This window comes from Primorskyibacter marinus, assembly GCF_003313245.1.
Classification (GTDB): domain Bacteria; phylum Pseudomonadota; class Alphaproteobacteria; order Rhodobacterales; family Rhodobacteraceae; genus Primorskyibacter; species Primorskyibacter marinus.
Genome location: NZ_QJSD01000002.1, coordinates 180835 through 201437, shown reverse-complemented (window position 1 = coordinate 201437; position 20603 = coordinate 180835). Strand labels below are relative to the sequence as shown.

Genomic DNA, 20603 nt, shown 5'->3' with positions numbered 1-20603 from the left:
GGCAGGTCTTGAACGAATGAAGTTTTAATTTTACACCTGAATTAAACTGACCGACTATCCCGGTCAGACGCCGGGAGGGGCATGATGTATCTAGGTCTTGATTTGGGCACGTCCGGAATTCGGGCGCTTCTGGTCCGTGCGGATGGCAGCGTCACAGGTTCTGCGGAAGCGACCTACCCGGTCTCGCATCCTCAGCGTGGCTGGTCCGAACAAAACCCCGCCGACTGGGTGACGGCCTGCAAAAACGTCGTGGCCGACCTGCGCGCCGCACATCCCGATGACTGGGCGGACCTCAAGGGCATTGCGGTGGCAGGCCAGATGCACGGCGCAACGCTGCTTGGTGCCGATGATGCCGTGTTGAGGCCTTGCATCCTGTGGAACGACACCCGCAGCTTTGCCGAGGCCGCCGAGTTGGATGCACAGGCCAACGTCCGTACGCTGTCCGGCAATATCGTCTTTCCCGGCTTCACCGCACCGAAATTGCTTTGGGTCGCGCGCAATGAGCCGGACATTTTCGCCCGCATCGCCAAGGTGCTTCTGCCCAAGGATTACCTGACCTTCTGGCTGACCGGAGAGCATGTTTCCGAAATGTCCGACGCAGCCGGCACAGCTTGGCTCGACGTGGGAAAGCGCGCTTGGTCGCAGGATCTTCTGGACGCCTCAGACATGCGCAAGGACCAGATGCCCCGACTGGTCGAAGGTTCTGAAATGGCCGGCGCTTTGCGCGGGTCGCTTGCGCGGGAATGGGGGATCTCGCATCCCGTTGCCGTGGCGGGCGGCGGCGGCGACAATGCGGTGGCCGCTTGCGGTGTCGGCGCACTGTCCGAAGGCGACGGGTTTGTCTCGCTTGGGACGTCCGGCGTTCTTCTGGCTGCGAAGGACAGCTTTTCCCCGATGCCGGAAACCGCAGTTCATACCTTCTGTCACGCGATCCCGGATACCTGGTATCAGATGGGAGTGATCCTTGCAGCGACCGACAGTCTGAACTGGTTGGCGCGCAATCTGGGGCAGGACGCAGCGACATTGTCAAAGGCGCTTGGCGACCGGATCGAAGGCCCCGGCAAGACGCGTTTCCTGCCCTACCTGTCGGGCGAGCGCACGCCGCATAATGACAGCACCATCCGGGGCGCTCTGCTGAACCTCGACATCTCGCACGGGCCAAAGGAACTGACGCAGGCCGTGATGGAAGGCGTCGGCTTTGCCCTGCGGGACAATCTTGAGGCGCTAAAGACCACCGGCACCAGGCTTGAACGGGTTCTGGCCATCGGCGGCGGCGCGCAATCCCCCTACTGGGTAGAGCTTTGCGCGACACTGCTGGACCTGCCCATTGACCTGCCCGCGAAAGGCGAATTCGGTGCAGCGATGGGCGCTGCACGGCTTGCACAATGCGCCGCCACCGGCGCGCGTGCCCAGGATGTGATGTCGGCACCCGATGTCGCGCGCACCATTGCGCCGCGAAGCGATCTGAAAGCCGCCTATGAGGAGGCCTATCAAGCCTTTTGCGCCACCTATCCAGCCCTGAAGGATCTGCCATGACCACCGGCTTTTTCGACGCCATCGCCCCCGTTACCTACGAAGGGCCTGACAGCACCAACCCGATGGCCTTTCATCACTACAACCCTGACGAGGTGGTGATGGGCAAACGGATGGAAGATCACCTGCGCTTTGCGGTCGCCTATTGGCACAGCTTTGCATGGGAAGGCGGCGATCCCTTTGGCGGGCAAACGTTTATCCGGCCCTGGCATCCACAGGATTCGATGGCCAACGCCAAGGTCAAGGCGGATGTCGCGTTCGAGATGTTTCGCATCCTCGGTCAGCCGTATTTCTGCTTTCACGACGCCGATGTCCGACCCGAGGGCAACAGCTTTGCCGAGAACCTGAAAGGGCTGGAAGAGATCACCGACTATTTCGGCCAGAAGATGGAAGAGACGGGCACAAAGCTGCTTTGGGGCACGGCCAATATGTTCAGCCACCGGCGCTGGATGTCAGGGGCCTCGACCAATCCGGACCCGGACGTTTTTGCGTTTGCCGCCGCCACGGTCAAAAGCTGCATGGATGCCACGCAAAAGCTGGGTGGGCAGAATTACGTCCTGTGGGGCGGGCGCGAAGGCTATGAGACATTGCTTAACACCGATCTGGGTCAAGAGATGGACCATATGGGCCGGTTCCTGAACATGGTCGTGGATTACAAGCACAAGATCGGCTTCAAGGGCACGATCCTGCTGGAACCCAAACCGCAGGAACCCTCCAAGCATCAATACGACTATGACGCGGCAACCTGCATCGGATTTCTGCGCAAATACGGGCTGGAAAATGAGGTGAAGCTGAACCTTGAACAGGGGCACGCAATCCTTGCCGGGCATAGCTTTGAACACGAGATCGCGGTGGCAGCCTCTGAGGGGATGCTGGGGTCGATCGACATGAACCGCAACGATTATCAGTCGGGGTGGGATACGGATCAGTTCCCCAACAACGTGCCCGAAGTGGCCCTTGCCTACTACCATATCCTGAAATCCGGCGGCTTCACCACGGGCGGCACCAATTTCGATGCCAAGCTTCGGCGTCAATCGCTGGACGCCGAGGATCTGATTGCCGGGCATATTGGCGGCATGGATATATGCGCGCGCGGCCTGAAAGCCGCAGCAGCCATGCTGGACGATGGCGGGCTGGAGGACGCGCTGACCACGCGCTATGCCGGATGGCAGACCGAAAGCGCGCAAGAGATGCTGAACAGCGATCTGGAGACGATCTTTGACCGGGTGCTGGCGGAAGACATCAACCCGCAGCCACACTCTGGCCGACAGGAGATCCTTGAAAATTACGTCAACAGGTTCGTCTGATGGCAACAGGGCTGGACATCCCCGCAGACCAAATTCGCCGCCACGTTCTGGAAAGCGACGGTGCGCAGGTGTCCGTGTTGTCGCTTGGCTGTGCCGTGCAGGATTGGCGGGTGAACCATGACAGCGGCGAAGTGCCCGTTGTGCTGGGCTATACCGATCCCGCTGATTACCGGGCCGGTGCCAATGCGATGGGCTTTGTCGTTGGACGTGTCGCCAACCGGATAGCAGGTGCAAAGTTCACCTTGAACGGTGAAGACTGGCGGCTGACCTCCCCCGATCCGGCATTCCAGTTGCATGGTGGGCCGGGCGGGCTGAGCCGTTGCAACTGGACGACAGAGGCCGATGGCACACGCGCCGTCCGTCTGAGATTGCACTCGCCGCATCTGGATCAAGGCTATCCCGGTGCGGTCGATTTCGAGATCACGATCTCGCTCGACGGGCACCGCCTGACCTATGACATGCATGCGCGTCCAGACCGGGAAACACCCATCAATCTGGCGCATCACAGCTATTACAACCTGCTGGGTGGCGGCCCAGTCAAAGACCACCTGCTGCGGATCAACGGTTCAAATCACACGCCAAACGGGCCGGACCTGGTGGCTTTGGGCCATACCGCGCCTGTCGAAGATACGAGGTATGATTTCCGCGATGCGCGCCCCGTTGGCATGGCCGATCTTGACGGTAATGTTGTTCTGGATGGCGGCCATGGGCCTGCGGCGGAAGTCACGGCACCGAACGGGCTACGCCTTCGGATGTGGACAGATCAGCCTTGCATGCAGGTCTATAACAGCGTGACACTCGCTTCGCATAGCACACCGCTGCCCGGTCAGGAACACTTGCGCTACACCGGGCTTTGCCTGGAAGCGCAGGGCTTTCCCAATGCGCCCAACGTGCCGGAGTTTCCATCCATCCTGTGCAGCCCGGACAAGCCCTACCATCAGCACACGGAAATAGAGATTGCACCCCACGACGCGGCAACCTAAACCGCGCTTTGCGCTGCAATCTCGCGCAACGACATATCCGCGACCTTGTCGATGGCATAGGTCGCAGCCCCGCGCGCCCACATCAAATCACCCCATTTATGCGAGAGGATCTCGGGCGGCGGCTGATCTATCTGCACGATGGACCGGCGGGCATCTGCCAGCACATCCTCTGCGAACAGGTGGTCGAATTGCATGCGTTCGCCCGCCAGAATGATGAGCTGCGGGTCAAAGATGTTGATGAGATTTGCCAACCCCATGGCAAACACACGTCCGGCATGATCGACAATACGACGCGCCGTTGCATTGCCGTCACGCGCCGCATCCAACAGCGGGCCGACGGTGTCGTCGGCATCCGTTTGAGAAAAGACAAGCCCGGCGGACTCCGCCTCTCGCATCAAGGCGTAATCCGCGACGTAAGCCTCCAGACAGCCCCGCTGCCCACAGCGACACTCCGCCCCGTTCAGCTGCACCTTGGTGTGGCCGAACTCTGCCCCGCAGCCCCGCGTCCCGCGATAGAGTTTCCCATCCAGAACAATGCCCATGCCCACGCCCGCTTCGATCGTGACAACGATGAAATCGCGGTAAGCCGCGCCCGGCCCGAAATACATCTCGGCCACGGCAACCAGATTGGCATCGTTATCGGCAAAAACCGGCAAGCCAAGCTCTGCCGACACAATCGCGCTGATCGGCTGATTGCGTTCGGCCAAAGACGGCGACCAATACACAAACCCGCGCGACGCATCGACCACACCGGCCATACCCAACCCGACAGCCGAGAGGTCAGCGAACGACAGACCTGATGCATCCAGCGTATGTTCTAACGCATGCTTCAGGATGACGGCCAATTCAGTTGCGGCCATTCTGCCGACGGCAAGACGTTCTGTATGTTCGCCCAAGTTCTTTCCTGCAAAATCCATCAATACGATGGACAGCGTTCTGTTGGCGACCTTCACCCCCGCCACCAGATGCGCGGCACCACGCAAGGCCAGATCAACACGGGGACGGCCGCGTCGCGCATCGCGCTGGTCGTCGGTGCCTGCCACTTCGCAGATCATCCCCTGATGCAGAAGCTCTGCCGTGATTGTCGTCACGGTGGCCTGACTGATGCCAGTGCTGCGCGCCAGATCAATACGGGCAACACGGTCCGCACGACGGATCGCATCCAAAATAGTTCGTCTGCTGCGTTCTCTTTGTTCCTTGGCCATCCGGGCGATGCCCCCTGAGGATCGGAGAGGAATGCTGTCTCATCGTTGACCTGAATATCTTGAATTCGGGCGCTGGATTAGTATCGTGGCAGGGTAGAAACTATTCCGCAAGAATTAGTTTTTCTTATCAACTAAATAGCACACTGGTGAAGGTCTTGCACTCACCCGCTCAGGCCCAAACTGTCCATCGCGTTGCGTAAAGCGATCTGGAACACCTGATCTTGTGGCGATTGCGCGGTCTCGGGGCGTCGCATCAGGCCGACAGGCCCGCGCATCATCGACGTGTCCCAAGGCAGCGCCACAAGATGACCATCGGCAATCTCGTTCGCGACCACCCCGGCCGAGATGATCCAGATGGCATCCGACCGTCGGGTAAAAACGCGCCCGAATGCGCCAGAGACCGTCTCTAGCCGCTTGTCGATCCGCCCGATCCCGTGACTGATCAGAAATCGTTCCACCAGCGGACGAATGGCCGATCCCTGTGAGGGATAGATCACCTGATATTCGGGAAGCCGTGGCAGTTCTGGTGCCGCAAGAAGCGGATGTCCGGCGCGCACGATGAAGCGGACCTCTTCATTATACAGCTGCGTGAAAGAGATGTTCTGCATCGAATCCGACGGACCGAGCCGGCCGATGACAATGTCCAGATCACCACGCCGCAAGCGGTCGATCAAATAGCCGTGCGGACCGTCCATGATCTGTAACGTTGCGCCGGAAGACAGCTCCGTGAACTGAGCCGCCACTGCCGGCATAAGCCCTGCCGCGACAGACGGTAAAGCGCCGACCGCCAACCGGGCCCGGCCCTGCCCGGCCAAATCCTCGACCCCTGCCACGGCCTGCTGCAACGACGCAAGGGACATCTCTGCAAAATGCAGAAACACGTCCCCATGCCGGGTCAACGAAACGCCAGCACGGCTGCGCGTCAGAAGTGGAACCTTCAAGATCTCTTCCAGTTCTTTCAGGGTCTTGGAAATCGCGGGTTGTGTCAGGTTCAACTTTTCCGCCGCGCTCTTCATGCTGCGTTCGCGACAAATTTCGACAAAACACTGAAGGTGGCGGATCTTGATGCGACGGTCGAGCATTTGGTTTCCATTTTTGACAATCAAAGTACACAGAGCGTCATTTTACATACTTCAATCAATCATTAAAATGTCAGCATGCGAGTCAGGCCGGGGAGGATGAAACATGCGCACGCAAGTTGCCATCATTGGGGGCGGTCCTTCGGGCCTTCTGCTGTCACAACTGCTGCTGCGCCGGGGCATCGACACGGTCGTGCTGGAACGCAAAACCCGCGAATACGTCCTGGGCCGCATCCGCGCGGGTGTCCTGGAAACGGGCATGGTCGGCCTGATGCACGAGGCAGGCATTGCCGACCGGATGGACAAGGAAGGGATCATTCACGAAGGCACTTTGCTGTCCTTTGATGACAAAGTGTTCGAGGTCAACTTCACCGAACATACCGGCACGCATGTGATGATCTATGGCCAAACCGAAGTCACACGCGACCTGTATGATGCGCGCGAGGCGGCAGGCGGCAAGATCGTCTACAATGTCGAGAATGTGGTCATCAACGACGCCGACACCGAAAAACCCTTTGTCACCTACGATGTGGGCGGCAAGTCCGAACGGATTGAGTGCGATTTCGTGGCAGGCTGCGACGGGTTTCACGGGGTCAGCCGCCGGACCATTCCGCATGACGTGCGGCGCGACTATGAAAAGGTCTATCCCTTCGGATGGCTGGGCATCCTGTCGGAGACGCCCCCGGTCAATGACGAATTGATCTACGCCAATTCGGCGCGTGGCTTTGCGCTGTGTTCGATGCGAAATGCAAATCTCAGCCGATATTACGTTCAATGCCAATTGGAGGATTCACCCGACGACTGGACAGATCAGCGGTTCTGGGACGAATTGCGAAGCCGTATTCCCGCGAAATATGCCGACACGTTGGTCACCGGACCGTCGATCGAGAAATCCATCGCACCGCTGCGATCCTTCGTCACCGAACCGATGCGCTGGGGGCGGCTGTTCCTGTGTGGGGACGCCGCGCATATCGTCCCCCCCACGGGTGCCAAAGGGCTCAACACCGCAGCATCCGACGTGCATTATCTTTATCAGGGATTGATGCAGCATTACGAAGAGAGCGACCCGGAAGGGATTGACCGTTACTCCGAACGGGCGCTTGCGCGGGTCTGGAAGGCCGAACGGTTCAGTTGGTGGATGACCACGCTGCTGCACCGGTTCCCCGACCAGACCGCATTTGACCTCAAGATCCAGCGCGCCGACTTGGAATTTCTGCGGTCCAACCGCGAAGCACAAAGCGTGATGGCGCAGAATTATGTAGGCTTGCCTTACTGAAGGGAACTGAACATGGTAAATCGCTACGAAACGGGCATGAAGGTGCGCAGATCAGTGCTGGGCGAGGCGCATGTCGATCGGGCCGAGGCGGCAAAGACCCCCTTTGACGAGGCGTTCCAGACGCTTATCACCGAAGGTGCCTGGGGCACCGTCTGGGCCAGCGACGGGATCGGAGACCGGGAACGATCTATGCTGACCTTGGCTTTGTTGGCAGCATTGGGCAATTTCGAGGAGATCCCCATGCATATCCGCGCGACGGCTCGCACGGGTGCCAGTAAGACCGACGTTTTGGAAGCGTTTCAGCATGTGGCAATCTATGCCGGCGTCCCGCGCGCCAACCACGCTCTGAAACTTGCCAAGCAAACCTACGCAGAGATGGAACGGGACTAGCTTCAGGCCGCGCCGAACAGCCTGATTGCAGAAGGAAAACGACAGATGAAGAAACCCGCAGAGTTCTACCAGCGCGACCTTGGGCGTCACCCCCCGGCCTATGCCCCGATCTACAAGACCAGCGTGGCCCGCTCACCGCAATATCCGTTGATCAGCCTGCAAAACTCGGCGTCAGAAATCACTGGGCCTGTGTTCGGGCATAACGACATCGACCCGATCGACAACGATCTGATCCTGAATTACGCGCAGCCCGGCGAGATGCCGATTGGCGAGCGTATCATCCTGCACGGTCGTGTTCTGGATGAAAACGCCCGCCCGGTTCCCAATACGCTGGTCGAGATATGGCAAGCCAATGCGGGCGGGCGCTACCGGCACAAGAAAGACACCTATCTTGCGCCCATCGACCCGAATTTCGGCGGCTGCGGGCGGACCATGACGGACGAGGACGGGTATTACTACTTTCGCACCGTCAAACCCGGTGCCTATCCGTGGCGCAATTTTGTCAACAGCTGGCGGCCTGCGCATATCCATGTGTCGGTGTTTGGCACCGGGTTTGCCCAGCGCCTGATCAGCCAGATCTACTTTGAGTGCGACCCCCTTATCCAGACCTGCCCTATGGTCAAATCGATCCCCGACGCCGGCGCGGTCGATGCCCTGATCGCCAAATTGGACCTGAATGCCACCATTCCGCTGGACAGCATCGCCTACAAATTCGACATTGTCTTGCGCGGACGACGGTCCACCCTGTTTGAAAACCGACTGGAGGGGAACTGACCCATGCCCCAGCAATTGAATTATCTGCGCGAAACGCCGTCACAAACCGCTGGGCCCTATGTCCATATCGGCCTTGCGCCGGGATCCGCAGGCTTTGACATCTACCGCGAAGAACTTGGCCACGACATTGCCGGGCCGAACGCCAAGGGCGAACGCATTCGAGTCGAGGGGTTGGTCATTGACGGTACCGGAAGTCCGATCAAGGATGTACTTCTGGAGACATGGCAGGCGAATGCGGATGGCATCTATGCCCATCCCGAACATCCTGGAGCGGTCGAGGATGGCTTTCGCGGCTGGGGGCGTGTCATCACCGATTTCAATACCGGCGAATGGGGGTTTGACACCGTAAAGCCCGGTGCTGTCATGGGCCGGAACGGTCAAATGATGGCACCGCATATCAACCTTTGGATTGTCGCGCGCGGCATCAATATCGGGCTGAACACGCGGATCTACTTTTCGGACGAGGAAACGGCGAATACGGCCGACCCGGTGATGAATATCATCGAGTGGGAACACAGGCGCCAAACGCTGATCGCACGGCGCAGCGAACCGGACGGCAAGGCCGTCTATCGTTTCGACGTGCAGATCCAGGGCCAGAACGAAACCGTCTTCTTCGATATCTGACATATTCGGTCCCGTCCCTTGCCGGCGGGCCATCATCAACCACGGGATTAAAAATGACCAACCCCTGCATCATCTGCGTCGCGATCACCGGATCAGTGCCGACCAAGAAAAACAATCCCGCCGTTCCAATCACGATTTCCGAGCAGGTGGAAAGCACCCATGCCGCCTTCGAGTCAGGCGCGTCTATCGCCCATTGCCATGTACGCAATGATGACCAGACACCGTCCTCTGATCCCGAACGCTTTGGGCGGCTTCTTGAGGGGTTGCGCGAACACTGTCCGGGGATGATCGTGCAGCTATCCACCGGCGGCAGGTCCGGCACGGGCCGCGAGCGCGGCGGCATGCTGTCACTGTCGCCTGACATGGCGTCGCTATCTGTGGGATCTAACAACTTCCCCACACGGGTCTACGAAAATGCACCGGATCTCGTCGCTTGGCTGGCCTCTGAAATGATTCGGTATGAGGTCACCCCGGAAATTGAGGCATTTGATCTTAGCCACATTCTGCACGCCATCCGTATGCACGATGAAGGCCTGCTTTTCGGAAACCTCTATGTCCAATTCGTTATGGGGGTGAAAAATGCTATGCCTGCCGACAAAGAGGTGTTCGATTTTTATGTTCAAACGATGAAATCGCGCTGTCCGGACGCAAACTGGTGTGCTGCGGGAATTGGCCCAAATCAGATACGCGTCAACGAATGGGCAATCGCCGCGGGCGGCCACACGCGAACGGGTCTGGAAGACAATATGCGTCTGGACCGGGATACACTCGCGCCATCAAACGCCGCGCTGGTCGAACGGGCCGCCAAGCTTTGCGCAAAATACGAACGGCCAGTCGCAACTTGGCAACAAGCACGCGAAATTCTGCACCTTCCAACCAAGAGTGGATAGGTTCATGGTGGGCTACCACGCCCCATTACTGACGTAGCGACCAGCCAACCGGTCTTGCGCTGTCACAAGTTACAGGACTTCACGTTCAAGAAAGCCAGTTTGATCTGCCGGCAAACTGGCTTGCGGAACAAGAGCTTCCGCTTTTTCGTCGAAACCTAGCTCCAGCAGGCGTGCTCTAATCTCTGACCGGCGACTTTCGGACAGACGAGCTATCTCTTGCTCTTGCAGAAAAAACGCCATCTCCAGGAAATTGCGAGTGCTACCAGTTGTTGTCGCATTGCCGACGACTTGAGAGAGAAGTGCCTCTTTATCTGAGACTGACAAGACCTCAGAATTGCGGATCTCCGCGACTGCTGATTTGAATTCACCCTCATCGGTCCGTAATGATACAAGGAGTTTGGCCAATGTTTCATCCGGAAGTGAGCCATCATATTCTTTTAAGAACGTTTCCATAAGCGATGGGTCGGTCACTTCCTCATATCCACGATCTTCCTGAACTTCCTGAGGGCTTGATGCCTCGGCTCCATAATCCTGATGTCTAGTTGAGTCGGCTGCGACTGCTTCAATCTCCAAGCTCACCGTTTCGTAATTATTTTTCTTTAACACTTCGGCCAAGGATTCAGGCTTCGGCTGTGCCTTTGACAAAAGCCCATCTAGCTTTTCGGCGATATTATTTCTGTTGTTTACGCGCAGTGCTGCCGACAGTCGCGGCCCAACCAATTCCCGAAGATGAGGCGAAAGTGACTTGAATTGCTTGAGAAACCCTTCAGGCGAAACCAGGGCTTCAGGCTGATCCCCGGAAATGGCCACGAACGCCAACTCGGCCAACGCGTCGCAGCCGACGGTGGTTTTCGGCGGAAGCCCACCTTCCCAGTTATCAACGTCCAGAAATTCAAGCGTGCCCGCATATTTTTCGCGAACCGTCGCATCCGCGAGATTGAGTATTAGTCGCGCTTCCTGAGGCAATCCGAAGTAGATGTAAGAACGGGCCATTTGTTCTGCTACATCGTGCGACACCTCGCCATCGTCGCCTATGAGCTTCGACTGAAGAGATGCTATTTCAGTGCCAAACCCACTGGACTCCAGCATGGGGCGGAGCTGAGCACCGCAATCAAAACGTTCTTCCTTATTGGTTTTTGTGATGTGCGGCACCACGGAAAAAGGTGCCCCGACAGCTTCAGAGCCATGCGGCCCTGTCGAGAGGTGCGGGACAATCTGCGCTGACCTGGTGTTTTCCGAATATGTCCCGGCGCTCGCCGTAAGATATCCTTGCGACGCTTTCTGCATTATCGCATCAACGATTCCAGAAAATGCGCTATCGCCAGCCTCAACAAGGTCACGTTCAGACGACGTTTCTACAGGTACTGCTTGGCCGCCACTCTCATGTTTCAAAATAGTATCTATCCAGAAATCATTGAGAAAACCACGATTGACGGTTTTTACTTCAGTACTTGACGGATCCTCTGGAGCAACATCCACGACAATAATCCGAGGCCTGTACTCGAAAGCTGTTGCCACGCAATCGCAGTTCAGCAGTAACTCTATGCGGTCTTCAGACGGCAGCACATTGACCTCGCCGATCCTCTCGCGCGTAATCTTGAGAAAAACCTGATCAAGAACTGCCTCGTATCTTTTCCCAGGAAACACGATTGAAACTTTGCGTTTGTCTTGCTCCAATTGCCAGCCGGATTTTTCAGGCAAATACAGGACAAGCCGGGTGAACGTTCCGTGCTCACCCGATTTGATGGTTATGGTTTCTGCGCTGGAAGGTGCTGCAAAAACACAAAGCCAGAATATCACAAACAGGTACTTCATGCAGCGTCCTTCAGGCCGCGCAGGGCTTCTTCCAGTTCATTGTAGCTGGGCCGGATATGATCGGGCGCATTCTGGCGTCCGACCTCGATGCAGTTGACCGTCGAATGATTGTGGAGGTTGGCAATCAAGACTTCGCGGATGAGATGATAGAAATGGCTGTCTTCTTCGACCACAGCTTTTACTTTCGACGCGAAAGGCGCGACAAGACCATAAGCAAGAAACACCCCAAGAAATGTCCCAACCAAAGCCCCACCGATCAATCGTCCCAGCACCTCGGGCGGCTGGTCAATCGACCCCATGGTCTTGATCACCCCGAGAACCGCAGCGACGATACCCAACGCTGGAAGACCATCAGCCACGGTTTGCAAAGCATGGCTGGAGTGCAACGCGTGATGTTGCGAAGCTTCCATGCGTTTGTCCAGCACCTCTTCCACCTGATGCGGGTCGTCGTAGTTCATCGAAGCCGAGCGCAACGTATCACAGATAAGGTTCACCGCTTCCTTGTCAGCAAGTATCTTTTCATATTTTCCGAAGATCGTCGAAGATTGCGGATCTTCCACATGTTCTTCGATGGCGACAGGATTGCTCCTCGCCAAGCGGATCAACTCATAAAGCAGGCACAGAAGATCACGGTAATCCTCGGGCTTCCACTTCCGGCCTTTGAAGACCTTCGTGATGTCCCTGAGTGTATGCTTGACCGCTGCCCCGTCATTGCTGATCAGAAATGCACCAACCGCTGCCCCCCCGATCATCATCATTTCGAACGGGAGAGTTTTCAGAATGATCGCCATCTTACCACCGGCGGCAAGGTAGCCACCAAAGACCATAGCGAAAATCGTGATGATGCCGATGATACCAAACACGCGATAAGCTCCTGCTTCTGGATACCGGAGACGTTAGAACGACGGTTGTTAAGATAGTCCTTCTTCGCGGTGTCTCTTGTGCTCATGGCGGTCGAATTTACATGGATTTTTCTTAAATATTGGCCAATCCATCACCACCTCGCATCGGCGCGGCCAAATCAGCCATAGCTTCTTGGTGGCATATCAAACTGTTATAGAGTGCGCTGGCAGTCGGCAAACACCAAACAGCAACCCGAGCACAACGGCACTGAACGTGGTGGTGACAGCTTGCATCGGAAAAGCACAAGGACACCGCTTCTAACAAATGGTGCCCTTGAACAGTGATATCGGGAGGCCAGGTTTTTACGCTTTGCGCAGCCCCATACCCCAGAATGCGGCCTCCAGTTGTGTTGCGGTTGTGAACCGTTTTTGCAACTGCGCCCACCGGGGAGAGGTCTCGGGCGCGGGGCCCAGCCGCCGCGTCATCGCGCCGTCGATCATCTGGCCAAGCCGCGTCATCGCGGTTTGATATTCACTGCCGTTATAGGTGTCGATCCATGCGCGATAGGGCGTATCGGGTGCCGCCTCTACGCCAAGCCGCGCGCCGATTACGGCGTACCCAAAGCAACACGGTGCCAGTGACGCCAGCAGATCCAGAAAATCGCCCTGTAGCCCTGCATCCATGACGTAGCGCGTATAGGCGATGTTCTCGAACTCTTCCACCGCGTTGAACAGGGTGACCTCGTCAATGCCTTCTGCGGCACAGGTCTCAATATGCAGGGCCATTTCGTGATTGACGAACCCATTGACCGATCCAGCGCAGACCTTCATCTCTTCCAGTGTTTCGGCCTTGACCACCCCGAGCGACCAGGCGCGCGAAAAATGCACAAGAAAGACGTAGTCCTGTATCAGGTAATGCAGGAAAGCCGCGCGCGGCAATGTGCCGTCGCGCAGGCCTTCGACAAAAGGGTGATGCGTATAGCTACGCCAATCATCCGCGCATCCGCCCCGCAACAGGGCAACGGTGCGACCATGTTCCAATCCACTCATTAGAGCGTCACGTCGATGGTGGTGTCTGACAGTGTTCTCATGGGTGCAGTCCTTTGAATTTTGCAAAGTGATGGGTTGGGCCGTGGCCCGTTCCGACGGTCAGGTCATCCGCATGGGCAAGAGCGGACGCGACATAAGCCTTGGCGGCAGTGACGGCGTCACGCAGGTCCAGTCCCTGCGCGAGTTGTGCCGCCAGGGCGGCAGACAGTGTACACCCCGTGCCATGGGTATTGCGGGTCTTGGTTCGTTGCCCTTCAAACCAGGTCACACCATCCCGCGTGACAAGGCAGTCCGGGCTATCCGCCGTCTCCAGATGCCCGCCCTTCATGAGGATGGCGGCTGGCCCCTTGGCGATAAGCGCGCGGCCTTGTTCTTGCATGGCGGTCCGATCTGCGGCAATCGAAGCCCCCAGAAGATGCGCAGCTTCGGGCAGATTGGGCGTCAGAAGCGTGGCTAGCGGTAAAAGCCGTGTCCGCAGCACAGAGACAGCATCGGGCTGTAACAAGGGTGCGCCGCCCTTGGCGATCATCACGGGGTCCAGCACGATCGGAACGGTACAGTCTTGCAGCGCCTCTGCGACAGCGTCGGCAATTTCCGCATTGGCAATCATGCCAATCTTAACCGCATCCACTCTGATGTCCTCGAACACCGTTTTGATCTGCGCTTGAACGAAATCGGGCGGCACCAGATGAATATCACTGACGCCTTGCGTATTTTGCGCCGTGAGTGCCGTGATCGCAGCCATGGCGTAGGCCCCATTAGCCGAAATCGCCTTGAGATCTGCCTGTATGCCCGCGCCCCCTGATGGGTCCGACCCGGCAATGCTAAGCACGTTTGCGATCATGTCCGATCCCCTTGAAAACGAAAAGCACGCGCCGCCGCCGCGACATCGGCCTGCCCACAAATGGCGGACACGACAGCCAGACCATCCGCACCGCTTTTCAGCACGGCACTTGCGTGTTCCGCTTTCAGCCCACCTATGGCGACAACGGGAAGCGACGAGAGCGCGACAAGACGCGCCAACCCATCAAACCCGATAGGTGCGGCATGGTCGGTTTTGGTTGCTGTGCCGAAAACCGGGCCAAGACCGAGATAGTCGACCATGGAGGGGTCAGCCCCCTGCACAGTCTGCACCGTCTCGCAAGACAGCCCCAGAATCTTGTCCGGGCCAAGTCGCGCGCGGGCCTGCGCGGGCGTCAGATCCCCCTGCCCGATATGCGCCCCATCGACATCGGCGGCGACGGCGGCATCCACGTCATCGTTGATCACCAAGGGCACGCCACTGCCCGTGAGAGCCTTTTTGATCGCGCGGGCCAGCTCTACCCGTTCGTGGGTCTGTGCGGACTTGTCACGCAACTGCACCATGCTGACACCGCCCGATACCGCGCAACGCACCGTATCGACAACACCACGCGAAGCGCAAAGCTTCGGATCGGTGACAAGGTAAAGCCGCAGGCTTTTGCGCAGGGCCGTCATGCGACAACCACCTTGTGCAGGTCGTCGGGCTGTACCGCCGCCAATGCGTCGAGGAAATGCACTTGGAAGCTACCGGGGCCACTTGCCTGCCTGGCCGCCATGCCGCCGGCCACTTTAAAATGTGCCAACGCGCCCAAGGCCGCGTCAAACGCCGGACCGACGGCTGCGTAGGCCCCCATCAATGCTGTCAGCGAACAGCCCAAAGCGGTCACCTGCGGCATGATCTCCGACCCGCCTGCGACCCGTGCCGACCGCGTGCCGTCAGTGACAAAATCCACAGGACCGGTGATCGCGACAACAGAGCCGAATTGCCGTGCCAATGCTACACCCACAGCTTCAGCCGCTTTTACAGCATCGCCGCTGTCGGCCCCCTTGCCGGATCCCGCCTCTCCAGCAAGCGCCAGGATCTCTGAGGCGTTTCCCCGCAGGATCGTCGGGCGCAAGGCCAGAACGTCCTGCGCGACCCCCTTGCGGTAGTTGCTGACGAAATGCGCAACCGGGTCGAAGACCCACGGAATATTGTGAGTGTTTGCCGTATCGGCTGCGGACATCATGCCCACGACCCAAGGGGCAGACAATGTTCCGATGTTAATTGTCAACGCACCGGAAATCGGCGTGAAATCCGTGATTTCTTCAACGGCATGAAGCATGGCAGGCGACGCGCCGGCAGCCAATACAACGTTGGCGGCGATGTTCATCGCCACATAGTTGGTGATGCAGTGTACAAGCGGGCTTTGCGCACGAAGCGGAGTCAGAATATCTGTCACAGTCATTGCGGCTCTTTCAGGTTCTGGCGAAAAAGAGCACTTTGTCAGCAAGTATAATGCGACTGTGACCTCCCTCCGCCAGCATTATCCGGTTCAGGTTCAAAGGGTACGTCTCAGCTTTGCAGCGCCCCCGGCGAAAGCGACATTAGGCAAGCCTTGATGCGGCGTCAATCGCCATGGGACACTCTGGTCCGGACATCACTGTGCCGGGGTTTCAACTTTTCTATGGTTTTGGGCGGTCTGACTATTCAACGCCGGGCTGCGGTTCTTCCGGAGTGATCCGTTCCAGCGGATAGTCCCAGAACTGCCATCCATCAGTCCCTTCGGGCAACCAGTAGACATTGCTATACCCCCATTCGATTGCGCGTTTGGCGGCGTTCCAGCTCATCCAGCAATCTGCAAGGCAGAAGAACAGGACGGGATGCGTGCGGTCATTTTTCGTGACATCGGCCAAGCCGCGTCGGAAATACCCTTCTGTGACCTCCGCAATCGCCCCGTAGCCGACATTGGGCAGCCAGATCGCACCGGGGATGGAATCTCGCGGTTTGTCGCGCCAGATCGTGCCTTCGGGCAGGTTGGCGGGTTTCGGGGCTTGCGGCAGAACATCAATGAATGCGGTCTGGCCCGCTTGCCACAGGTCATGCGCAGCCTCCGGCCCGACGACCGTACCACCTGACAGGGTAGACGGAACCGGCCCCCGGTAGCGGTCCATCCGGTAATCCACGGGTTCGGCTTCAGCCACCACACTGACCGGCAGTCCCACAAAAAACAGGATCGCCAGCATCCGGATCATTGGGACAGATCCAGAACCATATCCCCAAGGTCCGAGACCAAAGGCACGCCCGCATCAGCAAGCAGAGCGTTGATTTCATCCTGATTGCGTCGAATGAGCGAGTTCAGCTTGCGCTGCCAAACTTTTTCACCCTGTCGGACGCCCATCGTGATCCGGTAGTAAAGCTTGGGCGGCAGGGTTTCCTTGATCAGCGGAATGACTTTCATGCCCGGATGGAATTGTTTGACCAAAGGACCGCCGATCGGCCCCCAAATGATGGCAGCGTCGATCTCTCCGCTGTCAAGATCGGCCAGCATGTCCTCTGAAGGGCTTTCGTACCGTCTGTCCACGAACAGATGGTACGCTTTTGCCTTCGCTATCAAGCCGTTGCGCGCCATATGGGTTGCAGGCGGGCTTCCGGCGATGACCCCGATCTTCAACCCCTGCAAGCGCTCATCCGACAGCACGGTGACGTCGGTCAAAGGGCCGTCCTTCGGAACGATCAGCACATATGTCGATGTCAGATAGTGATTGGTGTTCAGCACAAGTTCATGGCCCTGTGCATAACCAATGATCACGTCGCATTTCTTGATTTTAAGCGTGTTGCGGACAAATCCGGTCGCCATCGGATACCAGGTATATCGAACGGGCAGATCCAGCTTTTCGCCGACCAGTTCTGCCAGCGCGTTTTCATAGCCAGATCCGTCTTGCATGGACATCGGGGCATTGGCTGGATCTGCGCAAACCCTCAATGCGTGCGTCGAGACAAGATCAGAGGTCTGCGCCTGCGCCAGACCGGCGCAAAGCAACAATCCCAAAAACCCTGACGCGACTGTGCGCATCGTATCAGCCCATGCAACCATTTTCCATCTCGCGGATCAGATCGGACTTGGCTTCTTTCTTGGCCGGGCGCCCGCGCGGCACCGCATCCATGCCACGCGCCTTGAGGTAGACATAGATGTCATTGAGATAGCACATTACGTTCGGATTATCGCCAAAATGCGGCATGACCGAGTTGCCATTCTGACGCCCATTCACCACGACATCATAAAAATCGTAATAATCCATATGCACGGCCGAATTCTTGATCTTTGGTGCATAGGTGGACCCTTCGCCATCCGGGCCGTGACAGACGTGGCATTCCGAATGATAACGACGGAAGCCGGAGAAGGTCATCCAATCGACGGTCCCATCCTCGGCCACCTTGTAGGTAGGAATATCATCTTCGGTGAAGTACATGCCATCGTCCTCATAGGCGACAGCGACTTCATCAGTGTGTTCTTCGGGCTTTACCGGCTGATCGCTCGAGGCTTGGGCAAAGGCTGCAAGGGGAAGCAGCGTCGATATGGCGGCGGCAAAGAAAAATCGGGATGCGGTGCGCATCATGGCTGTTCACCTTTCGGACAGTCGTTAGGGGAGGACCGGCACACGGATGCGCCGGACCCAGCTCTTGAAGTGTTATCGTGCCTTAATCCGGCAGTGCGAACACGGTCAGCTGACCACCCAGCGCGGTGTAGTCGCTCAGAGCGGCATAGCCACCCACGGCACCCAGACCATCATTCGGATTGGTCAGACCAGCCGCAAGACCGATCCCGGCCCAGCCGCCAATACCTGACAAGATGCCGACATACTGTTTGCCTTCAAACTCGTAGGTCATCACGTTACCGATGATGCCCGAAGGGGTTTTGAAGCGGTACAATTCGTCACCTGTTGTCGCATCAATCGCCTTCAGATACCCCTCAAGCGTGCCGTAGAAGACGATGTCTCCCGCGGTTGCCAATGCGCCGGACCAAACCGAGAACTGCTCGGGGATGGACCACTTGATCTCACCCACTGTGTTGTCCCAGGCGATGAAGTTACCCATGCCGCCATGGCTGTCGGGCGCCGGATACATTGCCAGCGTCGCGCCGACATAGGGCTGTCCAGCGGTGTAGGCCACGCGGAACGGTTCGTAGTCCATGCAGACGTGGTTGGTCGGGACATACATCAGCTCTGTCTTCGGCGAGTAGGCCGCAGGCTGCTGGTCCTTGGACCCAAGCGCCGCCGGACAGATGCCGGTGGAGTTGACGTCTTCGCCATTCTGCTCGGTCGAGTACTGCGCGACCACTTCCGGACGGCCATATGTCTCGGACTCGGGGTCCATATCGACACCGGTCGTCCAGTTCACAGCAGGATCGAACTTTTCCGCCACCAGCAATTCGCCGGTTTCCCGATCCAGCGTGTAGCCCAGACCGTTCCGGTCGAAATGGGTCAGCAGCTTGCGCTCTTCACCATCAATTTCCTGCTCCGTCAGGATCATTTCATTGACGCCGTCATAATCCCACTCGTCATGCGGGGTCATCTGGTAGAACCACTTGGCCATGCCGTCATCGGGGTCGCGCGCCATGATGGTCATCGACCAGCGGTTGTCGCCCGGACGTTGCGAAGGGTTCCAGGTCGAAGGGTTGGCGGAGCCGTAGTAAAAGAGGTCAAGCTCCTCGTCGTAGGAATACCAGCCCCACGTCGTGGCACCGCCGATCTTCCACTGATCGCCTTCCCATGTCTTGATAGAGCTGTCCTTGCCGATCGGCTCGCCCAGATGGGTTGTCTTTTCCGGGTCCACCAACAGTTGATCGTCGGTGCCGACAGAATAGGCGCGCCACTCAAGTTCGCCGGTTTCCATGTTGTAGGCCGTGACATGGCCCTGAACACCGAATTCACCGCCCGAGATACCGACAATGATCTTGTCTTTCACCGGTAGAACCGTCGCGGTGTTCGTCTCGCCTATCGACGCGTCGCCGTTCTGTGCTTCCCACTTCACTTCGCCGCTCATGGCGTCCAGCGCGACCACTTTCGTGTCGGCCTGATGAAGGAAGATCTTGCCATTGGCATATGCCACACCGCGGTTCACGGTATCGCAGCACATCACCGGAATGACATCCGGATCCTGTTTTGGCTCGTATTTCCAGACGATCTTGCCGTCCTGTGCCAGATCAAGCGCATAGACAATGTTCGGGAACGGCGTGTGAACATACATCATGTTGTCGATCACCAGCGGCGAGCCTTCGTGGCCGCGCAGCACGCCGGTGGAGAATGTCCATGCAACCTGAAGGTCGCCGACGTTTTCGGCGTTGATCTGATCGAGTTTGGAATATCTCTGGTTTTTGTAATCGCCCGTCTGGATCGCCCATTGTGTCGGGTTGTCCATCAGCGTCATGAGATCGTCATTCGCCATCGCCATACTGGCGCAGCAAAGGGCGATGCCCGAGGTTAACATTCTAACGGTCTTCATTTCAGTCCTCCCGAAATACACGGCTTTCGCCGCCTCATGGCAAAACGGGGCATTGCCCATCTGCCGCTATGCCTGCCCCGCCAGCTCTCTCCTCCCGGCGGGGCAGACATTTCTTATGTCACGAACCTTCTTCAGCCTCCTCAGTTTCGTCAGAATGGCTCGCGAGAAACGCAATCACATCTGCGCGGTCATCTTCTTTACGAAGCCCGGCAAAGGACATCTTCGTGCCCTTTGCGAAATCGCGCGGCTTTTCCAGAAAGGCAGCCAGTGCTTCGGGCGTCCAGACATCCCCTGCCTCGCCCATTTCCGTCAGAACCTTGGAGTATTTGAAGTCTTCCACGCTGGCTATCTGCCGCCCCATAATGTTGTTCAGGATCGGCCCAACCTTGCTTTTGGCGTCCTCGCCCACATCGTGGCAAGCTTGGCATTTGCGGAACACTTTCTCGCCTTTTTCCGCATCACCTGCCATCGAATGGCTTTCGGCCATGGCGGCAAGCGGAAGAAGTGTCGCAAAAGCTGTGCAGATTACTGTTTTGAACATTTTAAGCC

21 protein-coding genes and 1 riboswitch are annotated in these 20603 nt (G+C 57.8%); of the genes, 8 read left to right on the top strand and 13 right to left on the bottom strand.

Going from position 1 to position 20603, the window contains the following annotated elements; genetic code table 11:
- The first annotated feature begins 84 nt into the window (after positions 1–84).
- The 3 genes from xylB to DMZ65_RS04875 are packed head-to-tail and all read left to right on the top strand — an operon-like array spanning position 85 to position 3823.
- A complete protein-coding gene (gene xylB / locus DMZ65_RS04885) occupies positions 85–1536 on the top strand; it encodes a xylulokinase (RefSeq protein WP_116597799.1) in 1452 nt (483 codons plus the stop codon).
- Positions 1533–2840, top strand: a complete 1308-nt coding sequence (gene xylA, locus DMZ65_RS04880; protein ID WP_116597798.1) for a xylose isomerase — start codon at positions 1533–1535, stop codon at positions 2838–2840. Before xylB ends, xylA begins: the two co-directional genes overlap by 4 nt.
- Positions 2840–3823 (top strand): aldose epimerase family protein, encoded by a 984-nt coding sequence (locus DMZ65_RS04875; protein WP_116597797.1) that lies wholly within the window; start codon positions 2840–2842, stop codon positions 3821–3823. The genes xylA and DMZ65_RS04875 overlap by 1 nt, the downstream gene beginning before the upstream one ends.
- Here the strand turns inward: DMZ65_RS04875 and DMZ65_RS04870 are convergent.
- Positions 3820–4989, bottom strand: coding sequence for an ROK family transcriptional regulator (locus DMZ65_RS04870; RefSeq protein WP_232824894.1), 1170 nt, complete (start codon positions 4987–4989; stop codon positions 3820–3822). The two genes, DMZ65_RS04875 and DMZ65_RS04870, sit on opposite strands and share 4 nt — an antisense overlap.
- Positions 4990–5189: 200 nt before the next feature.
- Entirely contained in the window at positions 5190–6110 is a 921-nt protein-coding gene (gene pcaQ / locus DMZ65_RS04865; RefSeq protein WP_116597795.1) for a pca operon transcription factor PcaQ, read from the bottom strand.
- Positions 6111–6213: 103 nt separating this feature from the next.
- On the opposite strand from pcaQ, the gene pobA reads away from it, so the two are divergent.
- From pobA to DMZ65_RS04840, 5 genes are read left to right on the top strand one after another with little or no spacing between them, the layout of a single operon-like run.
- Complete coding sequence (gene pobA, locus DMZ65_RS04860) at positions 6214–7383, top strand: 4-hydroxybenzoate 3-monooxygenase (RefSeq protein ID WP_116597794.1); 1170 nt, start codon at positions 6214–6216, stop codon at positions 7381–7383.
- 12 nt (positions 7384–7395) lie between these two features.
- Entirely contained in the window at positions 7396–7773 is a 378-nt protein-coding gene (pcaC, locus tag DMZ65_RS04855; RefSeq protein ID WP_116597793.1) for a 4-carboxymuconolactone decarboxylase, read from the top strand.
- A gap of 45 nt (positions 7774–7818) precedes the next feature.
- Positions 7819–8547, top strand: coding sequence for a protocatechuate 3,4-dioxygenase subunit beta (gene pcaH, locus DMZ65_RS04850; RefSeq protein WP_116597792.1), 729 nt, complete (start codon positions 7819–7821; stop codon positions 8545–8547).
- A gap of 3 nt (positions 8548–8550) precedes the next feature.
- On the top strand, positions 8551–9171 hold the full coding sequence (gene pcaG / locus DMZ65_RS04845; protein WP_116597791.1) for a protocatechuate 3,4-dioxygenase subunit alpha: 621 nt from the start codon (positions 8551–8553) through the stop codon (positions 9169–9171).
- Between the two features lie 53 nt (positions 9172–9224).
- Positions 9225–10061, top strand: a complete 837-nt coding sequence (locus DMZ65_RS04840; protein ID WP_116597790.1) for a 3-oxoadipate:acetyl-CoA acetyltransferase — start codon at positions 9225–9227, stop codon at positions 10059–10061.
- 69 nt (positions 10062–10130) lie between these two features.
- Here DMZ65_RS04840 and DMZ65_RS04835 read toward each other — a convergent pair whose 3' ends face one another.
- From DMZ65_RS04835 to DMZ65_RS04785, 11 genes are all read right to left on the bottom strand, one after another.
- Positions 10131–11876 carry a hypothetical protein gene (locus DMZ65_RS04835; protein ID WP_116597789.1) on the bottom strand — a complete coding sequence of 582 codons (1746 nt, stop codon included), beginning with the start codon at positions 11874–11876 and terminating at the stop codon, positions 10131–10133.
- Entirely contained in the window at positions 11873–12739 is an 867-nt protein-coding gene (motA, locus tag DMZ65_RS04830; RefSeq protein ID WP_116597788.1) for a flagellar motor stator protein MotA, read from the bottom strand. Before motA ends, DMZ65_RS04835 begins: the two co-directional genes overlap by 4 nt.
- A 342-nt stretch (positions 12740–13081) precedes the next feature.
- Positions 13082–13768, bottom strand: coding sequence for a thiaminase II (gene tenA / locus DMZ65_RS04825; protein WP_116597787.1), 687 nt, complete (start codon positions 13766–13768; stop codon positions 13082–13084).
- A 37-nt stretch (positions 13769–13805) separates the two neighbouring features.
- Positions 13806–14612: a bifunctional hydroxymethylpyrimidine kinase/phosphomethylpyrimidine kinase gene (gene thiD / locus DMZ65_RS04820; RefSeq protein WP_116597786.1), complete on the bottom strand. Its 807-nt coding sequence runs from the start codon at positions 14610–14612 to the stop codon at positions 13806–13808.
- Positions 14609–15244: a thiamine phosphate synthase gene (gene thiE, locus DMZ65_RS04815; protein ID WP_116597785.1), complete on the bottom strand. Its 636-nt coding sequence runs from the start codon at positions 15242–15244 to the stop codon at positions 14609–14611. Before thiE ends, thiD begins: the two co-directional genes overlap by 4 nt.
- Entirely contained in the window at positions 15241–16017 is a 777-nt protein-coding gene (gene thiM / locus DMZ65_RS04810; RefSeq protein ID WP_116597784.1) for a hydroxyethylthiazole kinase, read from the bottom strand. The genes thiE and thiM overlap by 4 nt, the downstream gene beginning before the upstream one ends.
- 47 nt (positions 16018–16064) lie before the next feature.
- A riboswitch (TPP riboswitch) is annotated at positions 16065–16153 on the bottom strand.
- Positions 16154–16255: 102 nt separating this feature from the next.
- On the bottom strand, positions 16256–16804 hold the full coding sequence (locus DMZ65_RS04805; protein WP_116597783.1) for a PQQ-dependent catabolism-associated CXXCW motif protein: 549 nt from the start codon (positions 16802–16804) through the stop codon (positions 16256–16258).
- Positions 16801–17625, bottom strand: coding sequence for a substrate-binding domain-containing protein (locus DMZ65_RS04800; RefSeq protein ID WP_232824893.1), 825 nt, complete (start codon positions 17623–17625; stop codon positions 16801–16803). The genes DMZ65_RS04805 and DMZ65_RS04800 overlap by 4 nt, the downstream gene beginning before the upstream one ends.
- A gap of 4 nt (positions 17626–17629) precedes the next feature.
- Entirely contained in the window at positions 17630–18166 is a 537-nt protein-coding gene (locus DMZ65_RS04795; RefSeq protein WP_438942702.1) for a c-type cytochrome, methanol metabolism-related, read from the bottom strand.
- 85 nt (positions 18167–18251) lie between these two features.
- Positions 18252–20003 carry a methanol/ethanol family PQQ-dependent dehydrogenase gene (locus DMZ65_RS04790; protein WP_438942701.1) on the bottom strand — a complete coding sequence of 584 codons (1752 nt, stop codon included), beginning with the start codon at positions 20001–20003 and terminating at the stop codon, positions 18252–18254.
- A 169-nt stretch (positions 20004–20172) separates the two neighbouring features.
- A complete protein-coding gene (locus DMZ65_RS04785) occupies positions 20173–20595 on the bottom strand; it encodes a c-type cytochrome (RefSeq protein ID WP_116597779.1) in 423 nt (140 codons plus the stop codon).
- Between the last annotated feature and the right edge of the window lie 8 nt (positions 20596–20603).